General features: G+C 29.0%; 11 protein-coding genes. All 11 read left to right on the top strand.

The features are described 5' to 3' along the window. Nucleotides 1-38 precede the first annotated feature (38 nt). The 11 genes from C1715_RS14310 (at nt 39) to C1715_RS14260 (ending at nt 14,966) form a co-directional block, all read left to right on the top strand. On the top strand, nt 39-1,766 hold the full coding sequence (locus tag C1715_RS14310; RefSeq protein WP_180964100.1) for a methyl-accepting chemotaxis protein: 1,728 nt from the start codon (nt 39-41) through the stop codon (nt 1,764-1,766). Nucleotides 1,767-1,881: 115 nt separating this feature from the next. Beyond that, a complete protein-coding gene (locus tag C1715_RS14305; RefSeq protein WP_102401146.1) occupies nt 1,882-3,282 on the top strand; it encodes a VanW family protein in 1,401 nt (466 codons plus the stop codon). 275 nt (nt 3,283-3,557) lie between these two features. Continuing rightward, entirely contained in the window at nt 3,558-4,784 is a 1,227-nt protein-coding gene (locus C1715_RS14300; RefSeq protein WP_102398934.1) for an IS701 family transposase, read from the top strand. Nucleotides 4,785-5,003: 219 nt separating this feature from the next. Continuing rightward, nucleotides 5,004-6,299 carry an ABC transporter substrate-binding protein gene (locus tag C1715_RS14295; protein ID WP_102401145.1) on the top strand — a complete coding sequence of 432 codons (1,296 nt, stop codon included), beginning with the start codon at nt 5,004-5,006 and terminating at the stop codon, nt 6,297-6,299. 137 nt (nt 6,300-6,436) lie between these two features. Beyond that, on the top strand, nt 6,437-7,327 hold the full coding sequence (locus tag C1715_RS14290) for a carbohydrate ABC transporter permease (RefSeq protein WP_242971964.1): 891 nt from the start codon (nt 6,437-6,439) through the stop codon (nt 7,325-7,327). Between the two features lie 167 nt (nt 7,328-7,494). Then, nucleotides 7,495-8,304, top strand: a complete 810-nt coding sequence (locus tag C1715_RS14285; protein ID WP_102401144.1) for a carbohydrate ABC transporter permease — start codon at nt 7,495-7,497, stop codon at nt 8,302-8,304. Nucleotides 8,305-8,476: 172 nt separating this feature from the next. Then, complete coding sequence (locus C1715_RS14280) at nt 8,477-9,637, top strand: GNAT family N-acetyltransferase (protein WP_102401143.1); 1,161 nt, start codon at nt 8,477-8,479, stop codon at nt 9,635-9,637. Nucleotides 9,638-9,691: 54 nt separating this feature from the next. Beyond that, nucleotides 9,692-11,542 carry a DUF4091 domain-containing protein gene (locus C1715_RS14275; RefSeq protein ID WP_102401142.1) on the top strand — a complete coding sequence of 617 codons (1,851 nt, stop codon included), beginning with the start codon at nt 9,692-9,694 and terminating at the stop codon, nt 11,540-11,542. Between the two features lie 67 nt (nt 11,543-11,609). Further along, nucleotides 11,610-12,716, top strand: coding sequence for an ABC transporter ATP-binding protein (locus C1715_RS14270; RefSeq protein ID WP_102401141.1), 1,107 nt, complete (start codon nt 11,610-11,612; stop codon nt 12,714-12,716). 109 nt (nt 12,717-12,825) lie between these two features. Continuing rightward, complete coding sequence (locus C1715_RS14265; protein ID WP_242971963.1) at nt 12,826-13,794, top strand: uroporphyrinogen decarboxylase family protein; 969 nt, start codon at nt 12,826-12,828, stop codon at nt 13,792-13,794. A gap of 143 nt (nt 13,795-13,937) precedes the next feature. Continuing rightward, complete coding sequence (locus C1715_RS14260) at nt 13,938-14,966, top strand: DmpA family aminopeptidase (RefSeq protein WP_102401140.1); 1,029 nt, start codon at nt 13,938-13,940, stop codon at nt 14,964-14,966. The last annotated feature ends 60 nt before the right edge of the window (nt 14,967-15,026 follow it).

Raw genomic sequence — 15,026 nt, 5'->3', positions numbered from 1 at the left:
ATGTAAAAATGTAATAGTATGCATTTGGAGGTATGATTATGAGGAGAGTTTCTTTAAAAAGAAAAATAATGAGAAGTTTTTTTTTAGTAGCAATATTGGTTTTAGTACCTATATGTGTTATGACTATTAATATTGGAACTAAGGCTTCGGGAAAAGTATTGAGTCAAATAGTAGAAAAGGCAAGTATCACTGGAAAAAGTATAATAGATGAAGTTTATCCAGGCCAATGGTCTTTAAATAATGAGGAGCTTTGTAAAGGCGATAAAAAAATTAGTAATAGTGATATGGTATCAAAAATAAAAAAGGATTTAGGATTTGACATGATATTTTTATCTGAAAATAAGATAATATCTACTAGTATTGATACGAAGGATAATACTATTAAGTACATAGATGAAAAAGATAAGCTAAAAGAAGAGGTTTTTCAGCAAGGAAACAGTGTAAATACTAGATTAAGAATTAATGATGAAAAATATTTATCTCATTTAGAACCTATAAAAGATCAGCAAGGAAAAATTATAGGTGCTTGGGCTATAGCTATAAAACAAGCGTCTATAATTCAATATTTTAAAAGCACAGGTATTATAGAGACAGTAGGTATAATTAACGGGTTATGTATACTTTGTCTAATACTAGTAATATATATAGCTTATAGGTTATCAAGTTATTTAACATGTAATATAAATGAGGCTTCAGAATTTGCTAAAAAAATAGCTATAGGAGATTTAACTTACAAGGCTAATGGCTTAAATGAGAAAATAATGAATAGAACTGAAAATAAAGATGAAGTTGTAGAACTTATAGAGTCATTAAATACAGCAGGAGATAGCTTAAGAGGATTGATATTAAATATAAAGGGTAGTGCTGAAGGTTTAACAGAAGTATCTGGCAATGTAGAGGCTTCTATTGAAGAAATAAATGTAGGATTTGAAGAAATAGTAAATGGTGTTAATGAAATGGCAGTAAGTACGGAAAATAATGCTAGTGCAGCAGAAGAAACAGCATCAAGTGTTCAAGAAATAGCTAACAATTCACAGAAGGTAGCTATAAATACAGAGAGCGTGGCTAAAGATGGAGAAAATGCATTAAAGTTAGCAGAGCAAGGCGCTGAAAGTGTAAAAGATGTAGTGAAATCAATGAATAATATAAAAAATACTACAAATGAAGCTTGTAGAGCTATAGAAGAATTAGAGGAATATTCTGAAAAGATAAATGAAATGGTGCTTATAATAAATGCCATAGCAGAACAAACAAATTTATTAGCTTTAAATGCTGCTATAGAAGCTGCACGTGCTGGGGAACATGGGACAGGCTTTGCAGTTGTAGCAGATGAAGTAAGAAAATTAGCAGAAGAAAGTAAAAATGCATCTGGTGATGTAATGGCATTTGTTAAGAATATTCAGCAAAAAACTAAAAATGCATCAGAAGCCATGGAAAAAGAGTTAAAGTTAGTGGAAGTGGGAGTTGAAAAATCCTATTTAACTAGTGAAGAATTTAATAACATATATGATACTATAAAGAATATGAGTGGAAGTATTGAGAATATAGCTGATTCTATAGAACAACAAACCCGAATTTCTATGGAGATGGCCAATGTGGTAGAGGAATTTTCTTGTAATACTCAAGAAACAGCCGCTAATTCTCAAAAAATAAATTCAGTAGTGGAGAGAAGAGCAGATTCTATAGAGAATGTACGAAGTACTGTAGATGAATTAAATATTATGTCAAAAAGTTTAAAAGAGGAGATTAAAAAATTTAAACTTTAGATGAAATCCCAAGATAGTAAATGTTATTTTTAATATATTTGTAACTTTTTATATTAGCTAAATGTTATTATTATAATAAAAGGAAAATAAATTATTTTGGGAAAGGAAAAAGAGTATGAGTAGAAGTAAAAGGAGTGAAAAAAACAATAAACCCAATAAATCAAAAGTATTATTAGTAGTATTATCATTTTTTATAATTATAGTTGTGGCTGGAGCGCTAGGAGTAAGACATCATATATATTCAGTTTGTGAAAAGTACGATAATGTTATATATCCAGGTGTATCAATAGAAAATATAGATGTTTCTGGAAAAACAAAGGAGCAAGCTATAACTTTAATTAATGAAAAATATGGAGATAAGGTTTTAAAGAAGAATATACTAATAAAGGCTCCTAATAAAGAATATAAGATTAATTATTCACAATTAAATGCTAGATATAATATTTCTGAAACTGTAAATGAAGCTTTTGGATATACTAGAAATATGGGTATTTTACAAAAATATAAATTAATAAAAAATTCTAAAAATCAAAGATATACCTTAAAGTTTAAGTATGATGGAAAATATATAGATGTATTACTAAATGAAATGAAAAAAGAGATAAATAGTGAGGCTAAAGATGCAACTATAAGAAAAGTTGGGGATATAAGTTTTAATGTTACTGAAAGTGTAAATGGTAAGGTTTTAAATGAGGAGAAGTTGAAGAATGATATCAATAGTAGCATAAATGGAAAAGTGGATGATAAGGATTCGATTATTAAACCTGAAATTAAAACGGTAGATGCAAAAGTTAAATCAGAAAGTTTAAAAAGTATAAATTCTAGGATATCACATTTTACTACAAAATTTAATACTTCTGCTTCAAATGAAAATAGAAATTATAATATTAAATTATCTGCTAAAGCTATAAATGGGAAACTTATAATGCCAGGGGAATCTTTTAGTTTTAATGAAGTAGTAGGAGAGAGAAGTGCTGCTAGAGGATATAAAGCTGCACCAGTAATAGTAGGAAACAAGGTAGAAAGTGGCTTAGGTGGAGGAGTGTGCCAAGTATCAAGTACACTATATAATGCAGTTTTGAGAGCTAATATACGCTCTACCCAAAGGACACCTCATACTTTACCTTCTAGTTATGTACCTAAGGGATTAGATGCTACGGTAAGTTATGGAAGTTTAGATTACAAGTTTAAAAATACTTTAAATTATCCTGTGTATTTAGAGAGTTATGTTCAAGGAAACACATTAGTTTGTAATGTATATTCAAGTTCAAGTCTTAACCAAGTTAAATACGATTTTGTTAGCGAAGTATATGAAACTATACCTTCAAGTACCAATTATGTAAATGACTCTACACTTCCAAAGGGAACTGAAGTTGTAGAGACAACAGCTAAAAATGGATATAAAGTGAATGTTTATAAAATAACTTATAAAAATGGACAACAAGTTTCAAAGGATTTATTATATAAAGATTACTACAAACCAAGAAATGGAGTAGTTAAAAGAGGTACAAAATAAAGCCCAGTATGGGCTTTATTTTTATATTAACAGTTTTTAAATATGCTCAGTACTATAAAAATAGCAGTATGTTCGATAGAAAAATATAATAAATAAATGTTTTTTTATAGAAATTATCAATTAGACAAAACTAAGTGAATTTATTAATATTTAACTTAACTTCTGCAAAATAAAAAGTTAAATTGGTAGTATTACCAAAAAATAAATATGGCACACTGACCTTATCCGTGATATATAAAAGTTACTACTCAATTAAAACACGGGAGGTTGTCAGTATGCCAAGTAAATTTACTAATCATATTGTATCCATTAATGATGAACTTTACAATTACTTAAATGATGTAAATTATGGAATGAGTAAACCTCAATTTCATCATATATCCACTATTATTAATGGATTAATAAATTTAGATGGCACTAAATCTTTATTAAAGATTTCAGAATATATACTAGCTGCTAAAAGCAGCAGTTCCATATATAGATTTTTGAGTAACTCTAAATGGGACGATAGTCTCATAGATAGAAATCGTATTAATTATTTAAAACTACATTTTAATAAACTCATAAAGCCTAAATCCGTAGGATTCTTAGTTATAGATGATACTGTTAATCCAAAAACTCAAGCAAAGAAGATGCAAGGATTAAGCTATAATCATTGCCATACAGAAGGTAAAAATCTTTGGTCCCACTGTGTAGTTACTTCTAATTTTGTAGCAGAGGATATGTCTATTCCGCTAAACTATAAGTCTTATTTTAACGAAGAAAACTGCAAAAATCATAATAAAAAATTTATGAGTAAACCAGATATAGCTTTAGGTTTTATTAATTCTTTTGAAAAACCTTCTAACTGCGATAAAATATATTGTCTTACTGATAGTTGGTACACTAGCGAAAAGTTAATTAATGGTTGTATTTTAAAAGGTTTTAACTTTATTGGGGCTTTAAAATCTAATAGAAAAATCTCTCCATTAGGAATTTCAATGCAAATTAAGGAATTTGCTAAATATATAAATCCATCTACCTTAGATGTAGTTACCGTCGAAGGTAAGGATTATAGAGTATATAAATACGAAGGCAAAGTTTCAAAGATTGAAAATGCATTAGCCTTAATTTGCTATGAAGTTGATGGGGACAGCTTTAAAGAACCAGTATATCTAATGTCTACAGACATAGAACTTAGTAATAAAGCTATAATAAAATACTATCTATATAGATGGAACATTGAAACTAATTACAAATATCTTAAAACACACTTAGGTTTTGACGAATATAAAGTTCAAGGTATACTCTCTATCGAGAGGTATTTTCTACTTACATTTTTAGCAATCAATTTTTTAGAGATTTATAGATTATATAATCCTAAAAAACTTGAAACCATTGGTGATACTATAAAGTCTATAAAAAGCCTATCGGCTAAAGAATTGGTGCGTTTTGTTTATGAGGAAGCTAAAAATGATATACCTTTAGACACAATACTTGCTGAATTAAAATTAGTTTCTTAAAAAATTTTGTAAGTTACTTATAGGGAAAGTATAGAATTAAATGCTGTAACTATATTCCTATTAAAGAACTTACATCTATATTTGGGTTTTTAGCTTTTAAAATTAAAGAAGTTAAGTATTTAATTAACAAATAGTCAAAAAAGATAAAAAAACTTATAAATAGTGAGAAAAAATAGTAAATTAGTCGAAAAGTTTTGCTAAGGAAGGAGATAATTATTTATGAAAAAGTTTAATCGGATATTTGCTTTATTTTTATTAGTAGTAGTGGCTTTTGGAACTTTAGCAGGGTGTGGAAATAAAAAGGAAGGACAAAGTGATAATAAAGGTAAAAAAGAACACATAACAGTTTGGTTGCCACCTATAGGTGAAAATGATAAACCAGTTTGGGAACCAATTTTAAAAGAATTTGAAGAAAAAAATAACTGTGAAATTAGTTTAGAAATAATTCCGTGGGAGACGTATCCAGAAAAATATGCTACAGCTATAGCAGCGGGAAAAGGACCAGATGTAGGTTACATGTATGCAGAAATGTTTCCTCAGTTTATAAGCATGGGAGCAGTAGAAGATTTAACGAAGAGATTATCTAAAGAAGATTATGAAAACTACATATATATTAATGATGCAAAAGAAATGGGAGGAATTTATGGTCTTCCTATAGAAGCTGCAAATCCAGCGGTACTTTATTACAATAAGGATATACTTGATAAAATAGGTGAAAAGCCTCCAGTGACATGGGAAGATTTTAGAAGAATAGCTAAAAAAGCAACTAAGGACACCAATGGAGATGGAAAAATAGATCAATGGGGATTTGCACAAGGCTGGGGAGCTAAATTCTTTGGTGATTTAAACTGGAATTGGTATGGATTTTTATGGCAAGCAGGTGGCGAACTTTATAATGATGATTTAAAGACTGTAAAGTTTAATGATGCAGCTGGTGTACAAACAGCTCAATTCTTGCATGATCTTAAATTTGTGGATAAAGTTATACCAGAAAATGCAATATCTCAAACTAATAAGGAAATGCTACAAACAACTTTTGGACCTGGAAATGCTGCGTTTTGTATATATTTATCTTCAGCAGCTTCAGAGATACTAGATAAATCTTTCCCAAATCTTAAATATGGATTTATTACATCGTTACAAAATAAGGACAAGGGAACTTTTGCGTCTGTTGACCAATTAACACTTATGTCATCAGCTAAAAATAAAGATTTATCTTTTAAATTAATGAATCATATGTTAAGTAAAGAATCTATGACTAAATTCCATAAATATCATCCAAGAGCACCAATAACAAAAGATGAGCCATATCAAGGAGATCCAAAATTAAAAGAAATGATAGAAAAAGATAAAGGTGTATATAGACCTCTTAAAGTTGCTCCGCACGGTGTAGAAGTATATGAATACTTATGGAAGCAACTTCAAAAAATGATGAATGGTCAAGCAGCACCAAAAGAAGCATTAGATGAAGCAGCAAGGTATGCCAATGACTTACTAAAAAAAGACGCTAAATAGACTAAAAGAGGGTTGTATATATTAGTATATGTATACGATCCTTTTTCAATTATATTACAGAAAGAAGCATAGCATTAGTACAAAATTTTTTATTGAATGAGATTAGTACTGATATTTAAAAACGGGCGGTGAGAAAAGTGAATAAAAACAAAAAAATTAGTTTAAGTAAATTAAAGCCCTATGGCTATATAATGCCTTTAGGAATAATATTATTTAGTTTTTATATAATACCTATAATTATGTCTATATACTTTAGTTTTACAAAGTACAATATAATGACTCCAGCAGTGTTTACAGGTATGGATAATTACAAAAGATTATTTCAGGATAAGGTTTTTATAGATGCGGTTAAAAACACCATAATGGTAACTTTAGTAGTGGTACCAATTCAAACTATCCTTTCACTTTTAATGGCCGTATGGCTTGTTGGAAAAAAAGAAAGTAAACTTGCAAAATTTGTAAGAGGAGTGGTGTTTATACCTGTGATATCTTCTATGATATTAATAGGGATTGTTTGGAGAGTCATGTTAAATTCAGATATGTCTCCTATAAATTATATAATGTCTAGATTGTTTAATGTCAGCGCTAACTGGCTTGGTAATCCTAAAACAGCATTACCAACTTTAATGGTCATTTCTATTTGGAAAAATATAGGATATTTCATAGTTATATATATAGCAGCATTAATGGATATTCCCTCTAATTATTATGAAGCTTCTAAAGTTGATGGTGCTAATAAGCTTCAAGAATTTTTTCATATAACCCTTCCACTTTTAAAACCCACAACTATAATGGTAGTATTTTTAGGAACTATATGGTCTTTTCAAATATTTGATTTAGTATATACACTAACAGGCGGAGGACCTGGCACTACTACTATGACTTTAGTAATGCATATATATAATTTATCTTTTAAAGAGTTCAATGCTGGGTATGCTATGACTGTGGCTAATATACTTTTCCTTATAATAGCCATGATGTCTATACTTCAAAGAAAATTTTTAAGAAGAGAAGAATCAAGTATTTAAAGAAATCTCTAGGCAACAATTACTGTAGTATTTTAGTAAGAAAAAGGAATTAAGAATAAAAATTCTAGTATCCAATAACTAGCATTTAAATGCTAAATGGAGTTATTAGCGAACTATTAGGGATTCGGAATTTCAAAAATTTGGAGTTGAAAGTAGGGAGGAAAAATATGAAAACATTAAAGAATGCCATAGGTGATTTTATTTTACTTGTAATTGTTAGTTGTATGTTGGTTCCTTTTATATATATGTTAATAATGTCTTTTAAAGTTACGTATACTGCTTATAATTTTAGTTTATCCTTATCCGATGTTACCCTGCAAAACTATATAACAATTTTTAAAGATAGTAATTTTATGCATTACTTTTTTAATAGTATGTTTATAGCTATAAGTGGTGTGGTTTTGACTGTTATTTTTAGTAGTCTAGCAGGTTATGCTTTTGCTAAAATGGATTTTGCAGGAAACAATAAGTTGTTTTTCTTTATGATAATAACTCTTATAATACCTTCGCAGGTTACAATGATACCGTTATACATAATAATGAGAAAGCTAGGTTGGATAGATAGTTATTTAGCTTTAATTTTACCTATACCAACAGCTTTTGGAGTTTTTTTAATGCGTCAAGCTATATTAAATATTCCCAAAGAATTATTGGAATCTGCAAAGATAGATGGTTGCTCAGATTTTAGAATATTTTTTCAAATAGTATTGCCTCTTATAAAGCCTGCTATAATAACATTATCCATATTTACTTTTGTAGGAGCTTGGAATGAATTTTTATGGCCATTAATTATAACAACTGATGATACCGTAAGAACGTTAACTGTAGGACTTTCTACATTGGGAGCACAATACACTGTGAACTATGGACTTATAATGGCAGGAGCCACCATTACGTTTATTCCTTCGCTTATATTCTATCTAATACTTCAAAATAAATTTGTAGAAGGAGTAACTTTATCGGGAATGAAAGGATAATAATAAATTATTATTTAAATAAAGTACAAAATTAGCAGTAAATTAGTTAGTAATTAGCTAATTTGTATCATAACATGATCAACGTTTTTTAGTATTAGGTAAGCGTGATTATATATTAATATTAGTGAGTAGTTCTTGGGGATTGGTGACTAAAAATAAGGGAGTGAATTTTATGGAATTAAGATCTGCTAGAAGAGAAGATTTTGAAGAGGTTTTAAAACTTATAAATCATGTATTTAGAGATACTAGGGGAGAAAATTCTACCATGGGACAGGAATTCCCTCTGCTATTAAATATAAACAATATAGGAAATATGATAGGTATTTATGAGAATAATAAACCAGTAAGTGAAGTGAATTTTTTAAAGGAAAAAATATATATAGAGTCAGCTACTATAAATGCAGCATCTATAGGTGGTGTATGTACTCATGAAAATTTTAGAGGAAAAAATTATGCTTCAAGAATATTAGATAGAGTAGAAGAAAAAATGTATAAAGATGGAGTAGATGTAGTTCTTATATCTGGTGAAAGAACTTTATACACTAGGAGACAATGTATGAAGGTTAAAAATTTTTATAAGTATACTATAACTCCAGAAAATTTGGGAAAACCACATATGGAAAAAAATGCAGTGAAATCAGAAAGTAACCTATGTATAAATAAATACCAAGAAAAATATTTTGATTCTATGGTACAGATATATAATTTGAATTCCACAAGATATAAAAGAACTTTTAAGGAGTTTAGTACGCTTTTACGGGCAGCAACTATTCCTTGGGGAAGTTATACTTATGATAAATATGTTATTACTAGAGATGATGAGTTTTTAGGATATATAATTTTAAGAATAATAAATGATGAAAACAAATATGGGCAAGTGATTGAGTGTGCAGGAAAAGCTGAATATATACATGAATGTCTTAAAAGGATAGCTTATGAGAAAAAACTTAGTTATATAAATTGCTATGTTCATATTAAAGATACAAAGGGGTATCTTTCCATTTCAGAGGAAAGGGAATTAGATTGTCTTCATGGTACAGTTAAAATAATAAATTTTAAAAGTTTTATGGAAAATTTGAAACCGTATTTTTATCAGTATGTAGAAGAGGAGATAGTTGATAAATTTAAATTTGTAAATGGAGAAGATGGACTTCATATAATTATAGAAGATGAAGATTTGAAAATCCCATCTATAGGAATAGCTACTAAGTTAGTGTTTGAAGGGGTAAAAGATAAAGGGGATTTATTGGAAGAAACACCTAAAGTAAAAAAGTTCATAAACAAGGTTTTCCCAATTCCCTTTGTGTGGACTGCTAATTTAAATTATCAATAAAACCAGTTAAAGTATGTATTCATACATTAAATTTAAAAGTAGAGAGGAATTATTATGAAGGTACAGTATATTTTTTTAAATTCATCTTTTAAGCATATAAAGAATGAAACCCCTAAAGAAATTTGGGAAAATAAAAGTTTTAAAAAACCAGTAAAATTAAACGTGGCTAAGGAAGAAAAATTTGCTTTTTGTCTTATGATAAAGGCAGATGAGGATTTTATATGCTCTTTAGATATGAATAATAATATTGATCATTTGGGACTTATAAATAGAGTTAGATTTTCTTTAGATTTTTTAAAAATTAATAATAAAGATTTTAAGGAAATTAGTAATAAAATTAAAGAAGATTTTTCAATACATTTTATAGGGTACGTTAAAGATGATAATGGAAAATTGGTTGGTGATGCTATTTTAAGAGAAAATTATGCTGTAATAAAAAAAGGCGAAGAGAGGCTTCTTTGGATACAGGGTAAAGTGCCTAAGAATTATATAGGAGATAAACTTTCAATTAAATTAAATATGTATTTACAGAGTGAATACTTAGAGGAACAAAAAATAGCTAATGAAGTTATAAATATAAATATTATGGATATAGTTTTAAAGCCATTAAAACAGGAAAATTTCTATTTGGATTTATGGCAACACTTGAGAAGCTTGTCTACATATTACAAGGTGCCTTTGTGGTCGGAGGAACATTTTAGTATAATAAAAAATTATACAAAGGAACTGGCTTCTTTAGGACAGAAAACTATAACTGTTGTAGTATCTGATTTTCCGTGGGCGGGGCAGGGTTGTTATAAAGTTAAAGAAAAGCAGGCAAATCTTTTTGAAAGTAATCTAGTTAAAGTAAAAAAAGATCAATATGAAAATTTAAATTGTGATTTTTCTATATTAGATAGGTATATTGAATTGTGTATGGAACAAGGTATAGAGGAAGAAATAGATTTATTTGGGCTTTTAGGTAATTGGGATGCCATGAGTTTTGGAAATCCTTTAAAGGATTATAAAGATCCTATTAGGATTAATTATTTAAATGAAAGTACTGGAAGTTTTAAGTACATAAATTCCAAAGAAGAACTAGGTGTATATATAAAACTTCTTTTAGAACATTTTATAGAAAAGGAATGGTGGAGTAAGGTGAGAATTATAAGTGATGAACCTAATAATCCACAGATTGCTAAGGAATGTATGGAGTTTATTAATAGTTTAGTGCCAGAGCATAAAGTACTTTATAAGGTAGCACTTCATGACATGAATTTTTTAAAGGAATATGCTCATTCTTTTCATGATGTATCATTAAGCTTACCCCTTACAATCCAAAGTATAAATTCACCTTCTTTAAGGAAAGAAAATAGGAATAGAGGAAAACTTACCTATTATGTTTGCTGTTTTCCTGATAAATTAAATAACTTTTTAACATCCCCCCCTATAGAAAGTAGATTAATAGGTTGGTATGCTTATTATTTTAAAATGGATGGTTTTTTAAGATGGGCTTATATTCTTTGGCCTTCTAACCCTTTTGAGGATGTTTCTTATAAGTACCCAGCATGGAAGGCAGGAGATATGTTTTTTCTATATCCAGGTAGTGATTTAAAGCCTATATGTTCTGTAAGATGGGAAAATTTAAGATATGGGCTTCAGGATTACCAAAAGCTCATGATTATACAGAACAAGTTTAAGAGTTCGAATATTATTAGAGATATGGAAAATAAGCTAAATTATAAAATGCAGCATAGATTAAGTGATAAATCATTGAATGAATTTACTACTAATTTAATGAATGATTTAAGTGGACTTTTGGGCAACAAGGAAGAAATGAAATCATCAGATGATAGAACTGTAGAAATGAAGTATAATTTAAACTTAGAAGATTATATGGAGTTTTTTCAAAAGTTTTTAAAATAGATTTTACAAGGACTTTAATGATTAAATAATAAATTTAATCGTTAAGTTTTGTATAGGAGGGAAAAGATTGGCAGGATTAAAGTTTACTAATATAAATAAGGTATATAAAAATGAAGTCCATGCAGTAAAAAATGTAGATTTAGAGATAAAAGATAAAGAATTTCTGGTACTTGTAGGTCCGTCTGGCTGTGGAAAATCCACTATTTTAAGAATGATAGCAGGTCTTGAACAAATAACTTCGGGAGAGCTTTCTATAGGAAATAAGGTAGTAAATGAAATAGATGCGAAGGATAGGGACATAGCCATGGTATTTCAAAACTATGCTCTATATCCTCATATGACTGTCTATGAAAATATGGCTTTTGGACTTAAAATGAGAAAAATATCTAAAGATGAAATAGAGAAAAGAGTAAATAATGCAGCAGAAATATTGGGTATACAGGAACTTTTGAGAAGAAAGCCAAAACAGCTTTCAGGAGGGCAAAGGCAAAGGGTTGCTTTGGGAAGAGCTATAGTGAGAAAACCTAAAGTATTTTTAATGGATGAACCACTTTCTAATCTGGATGCCAAGCTAAGAGTTCAAACTCGTTCAGAAATAACCAAGCTACATAAAGATTTAAATACAACTTTTATATATGTAACTCATGATCAAACAGAAGCTATGACTATGGGTACTAGAATAGTTGTTATGAAAGATGGATTAATACAGCAAGTTGATACTCCACAAAATATATACGATAAGCCTAACAATATATTTGTAGCTAGTTTTATAGGTTCACCACAGATGAACTTTATGGATGGGATTTTAAAGGAATCATATGGAAATATATATATGGTATTAAATGAAGGTAGCATAATCTTAAATAGAGAATTATCAAATATAGTAAGGGAAAAAGGGTGTATAGGGGAAAAATGTATTTTAGGCGTTAGGCCAGAGCATATAACCATAACTTCTAATGTTTCTGAGGATAATTTAAATATAAAAGGAAAAGTTCATGTAGTGGAACATTTAGGAGCGGAAAACTATGTGCATGTAGACACATCTAATGGAAGTATGGTTTTAAGAACTCCATCACATCAGCAAGTAGCAATAGAAAGTGAAGTTAATCTACTTATCCAGAAGGAAAATATATACTTATTTCATAAGGAAACAGAAAGAAATTTGTTAAAATAGAGTGTTAAGGCACATTCAAATAAATTACTACTAAATCTTTTATGAGTAGAATTAGGAAATTTAAGATTAAACATTGTGGATTGGATACTGGATAAAGGGGTGGATAGATTTGTCGCTATTAAATTATATAAATGAGAAAAAAAGAACTTGCTTACTTCCTTTTATGGGAACTAATGGATTGTTTTTAACAGGCTATACTATATATGAAGTTTATAATTCTCCAGAAAAACAATTGGAAATAGCTAAAAAAATGGATGAATATTTTCCGTCAGATTTTATATATCCAATGGATGATGGAAATATATTTTGTGAAATTTTAAATATTCCTATGAAAACTCCTGACTATGATTTCCCATCTGTAAAAGAACATCCTGTAAAGAGTTTAGATATACTTAAAGAATATAAAGTACCTGATCCATATAAAGATGGAAGAATGCCTATTAATTTAAAGTCCCTAAAACTGATAAGTAGTAATTTTAAAAAGCCTTTATTTGTTTCTTTACAAGGACCATTTACTTTAGCATGTCAAATGGCTGGCATATCTAGAATAGCTAAAAGTTTAATAAAAGAGCCTGATTTTGTTGAGAAAATTTTAGAATTTACAACAGAAGTGGTTTTAAATTATGCAAAAGCTATAGAAGGTCAAGGAGTAAAATATATATCTATAGCGGAGCCTTCCTCTGGAATGATTTCTCCTAAGGCATTTTCTAAATTTATATATTCTAAACTAAAATACATATATGATAACTTAAACTGTTGGAAGGGCATACATATATGTGGTAAAACATATCATTTAGTGGATCAACTTATAACCATAGGAGCGGAAGGTATAAGCTTCGACCAAATAATGGATTTATCTGAGTTAGCTAAGAGTTTCCCTAAAGACAAAGTAATTGTAGGTAACATAGACCCTATACAAGTGCTTAAAGCTATGAGGCCTCAAAGAGTAGAGCAGGAAACTAAAAAACTCATAAATTCTATGAAATCATATGATAATTTTCTCTTGGCGTTTGGATGCACTTGTTTAAATGATACTCCTGTAGAAAACATAAAAGCTGTAATTTCAGCACTTAAGTAAATAATAAAAAATAAATTTTATTACAGTAAAGATATAAGTATGTGTAGTATCCTTTTTTACATGTATAGTTATTTAGAAAAAAGATTAATATATAAGTTCTAGGAAACTTTTAAAAATATCTAAGAAATTTTGGGGGAGTTATTATGCAAAAAAGAATTAGAGATTATGGAATAAATATAGGAAAATTAAAAACAGGTAGAAATAATTTAATTACAGACGTGTCAGGTGTAAAAGTGGGACATGTAACTTTAAAAAATGGACATATAAACACAGGAGTTACAGCTATAATTCCTCATGGGGGGAATATATTTAAAGAAAAATTAGTCGCCTGTAGTCATGTGATAAATGGATTTGGGAAAACTGTAGGAACTGTTCAAATAGAAGAATTAGGAACATTAGAAACACCTATTTTATTAACAAATACATTGAATGTTGGGTTGGTAAGTGATGCTTTAATAGAGTATATGCTTAAAGAAAATAAAGATATAGGGATTACAACAGGAACTATAAATCCTGTTGTATGTGAGTGCAATGATGGTTATTTAAATTGTATAAGGGAAAGAAATGTCAGTATGGAGCATGTTTTTGAAAGTATAGAAAGTGCAGAGGTGATATTTAAGGAGGGAGCTGTTGGTGCAGGAACAGGAATGACATGTTATGGATTTAAAGGTGGAATAGGTTCAGCTTCTAGAATAATAGAATTGGATGAAAAAGAGTATATCATAGGAGTTTTAACCCTTACTAATTTTGGAATGGGTCAAGACTTAATAATAAATGGAGAAAAAATAGGAGAAAAAGTATTTTGTAGTAATGAGGAAGATAAGGGGTCTTGTATAATAATAGTTGCAACTGATATTCCGCTAAGTTATAGACAAATCAAAAGGGTATGTAAAAGGGCCTCTGTGGGCATGGCTAGAACAGGTTCCTTTATAGGTAATGGCAGCGGGGAAATAGTTATAGGATTTACTACAGCTAATAAAATAAATCATTATGAACAAAATGATTTAATAAGTATAAGAATAATAAATGAAGATAAGATAAATTTAATTTTTAGAGGGGTTGCTGAAGCAGTAGAGGAAGCGGTGTTGAATTCTTTAGTGAGTGCAGAAACTTTAGAAGGAAGAGATGGACATAAAAGGCAGGGATTCAGAGAAATTTTAGAAAATTTATAGAGCCTTAATTTACAATCCCTAGTGCCTAAATAAAGTGTTTAGGCACATTCAAATAAATAA

Source organism: Haloimpatiens massiliensis (assembly GCF_900184255.1).
In the GTDB taxonomy this organism is placed as follows: Bacteria; Bacillota; Clostridia; order Clostridiales; family Clostridiaceae; genus Haloimpatiens; species Haloimpatiens massiliensis.
This window is presented reverse-complemented; position numbering and strand designations above follow the sequence as displayed.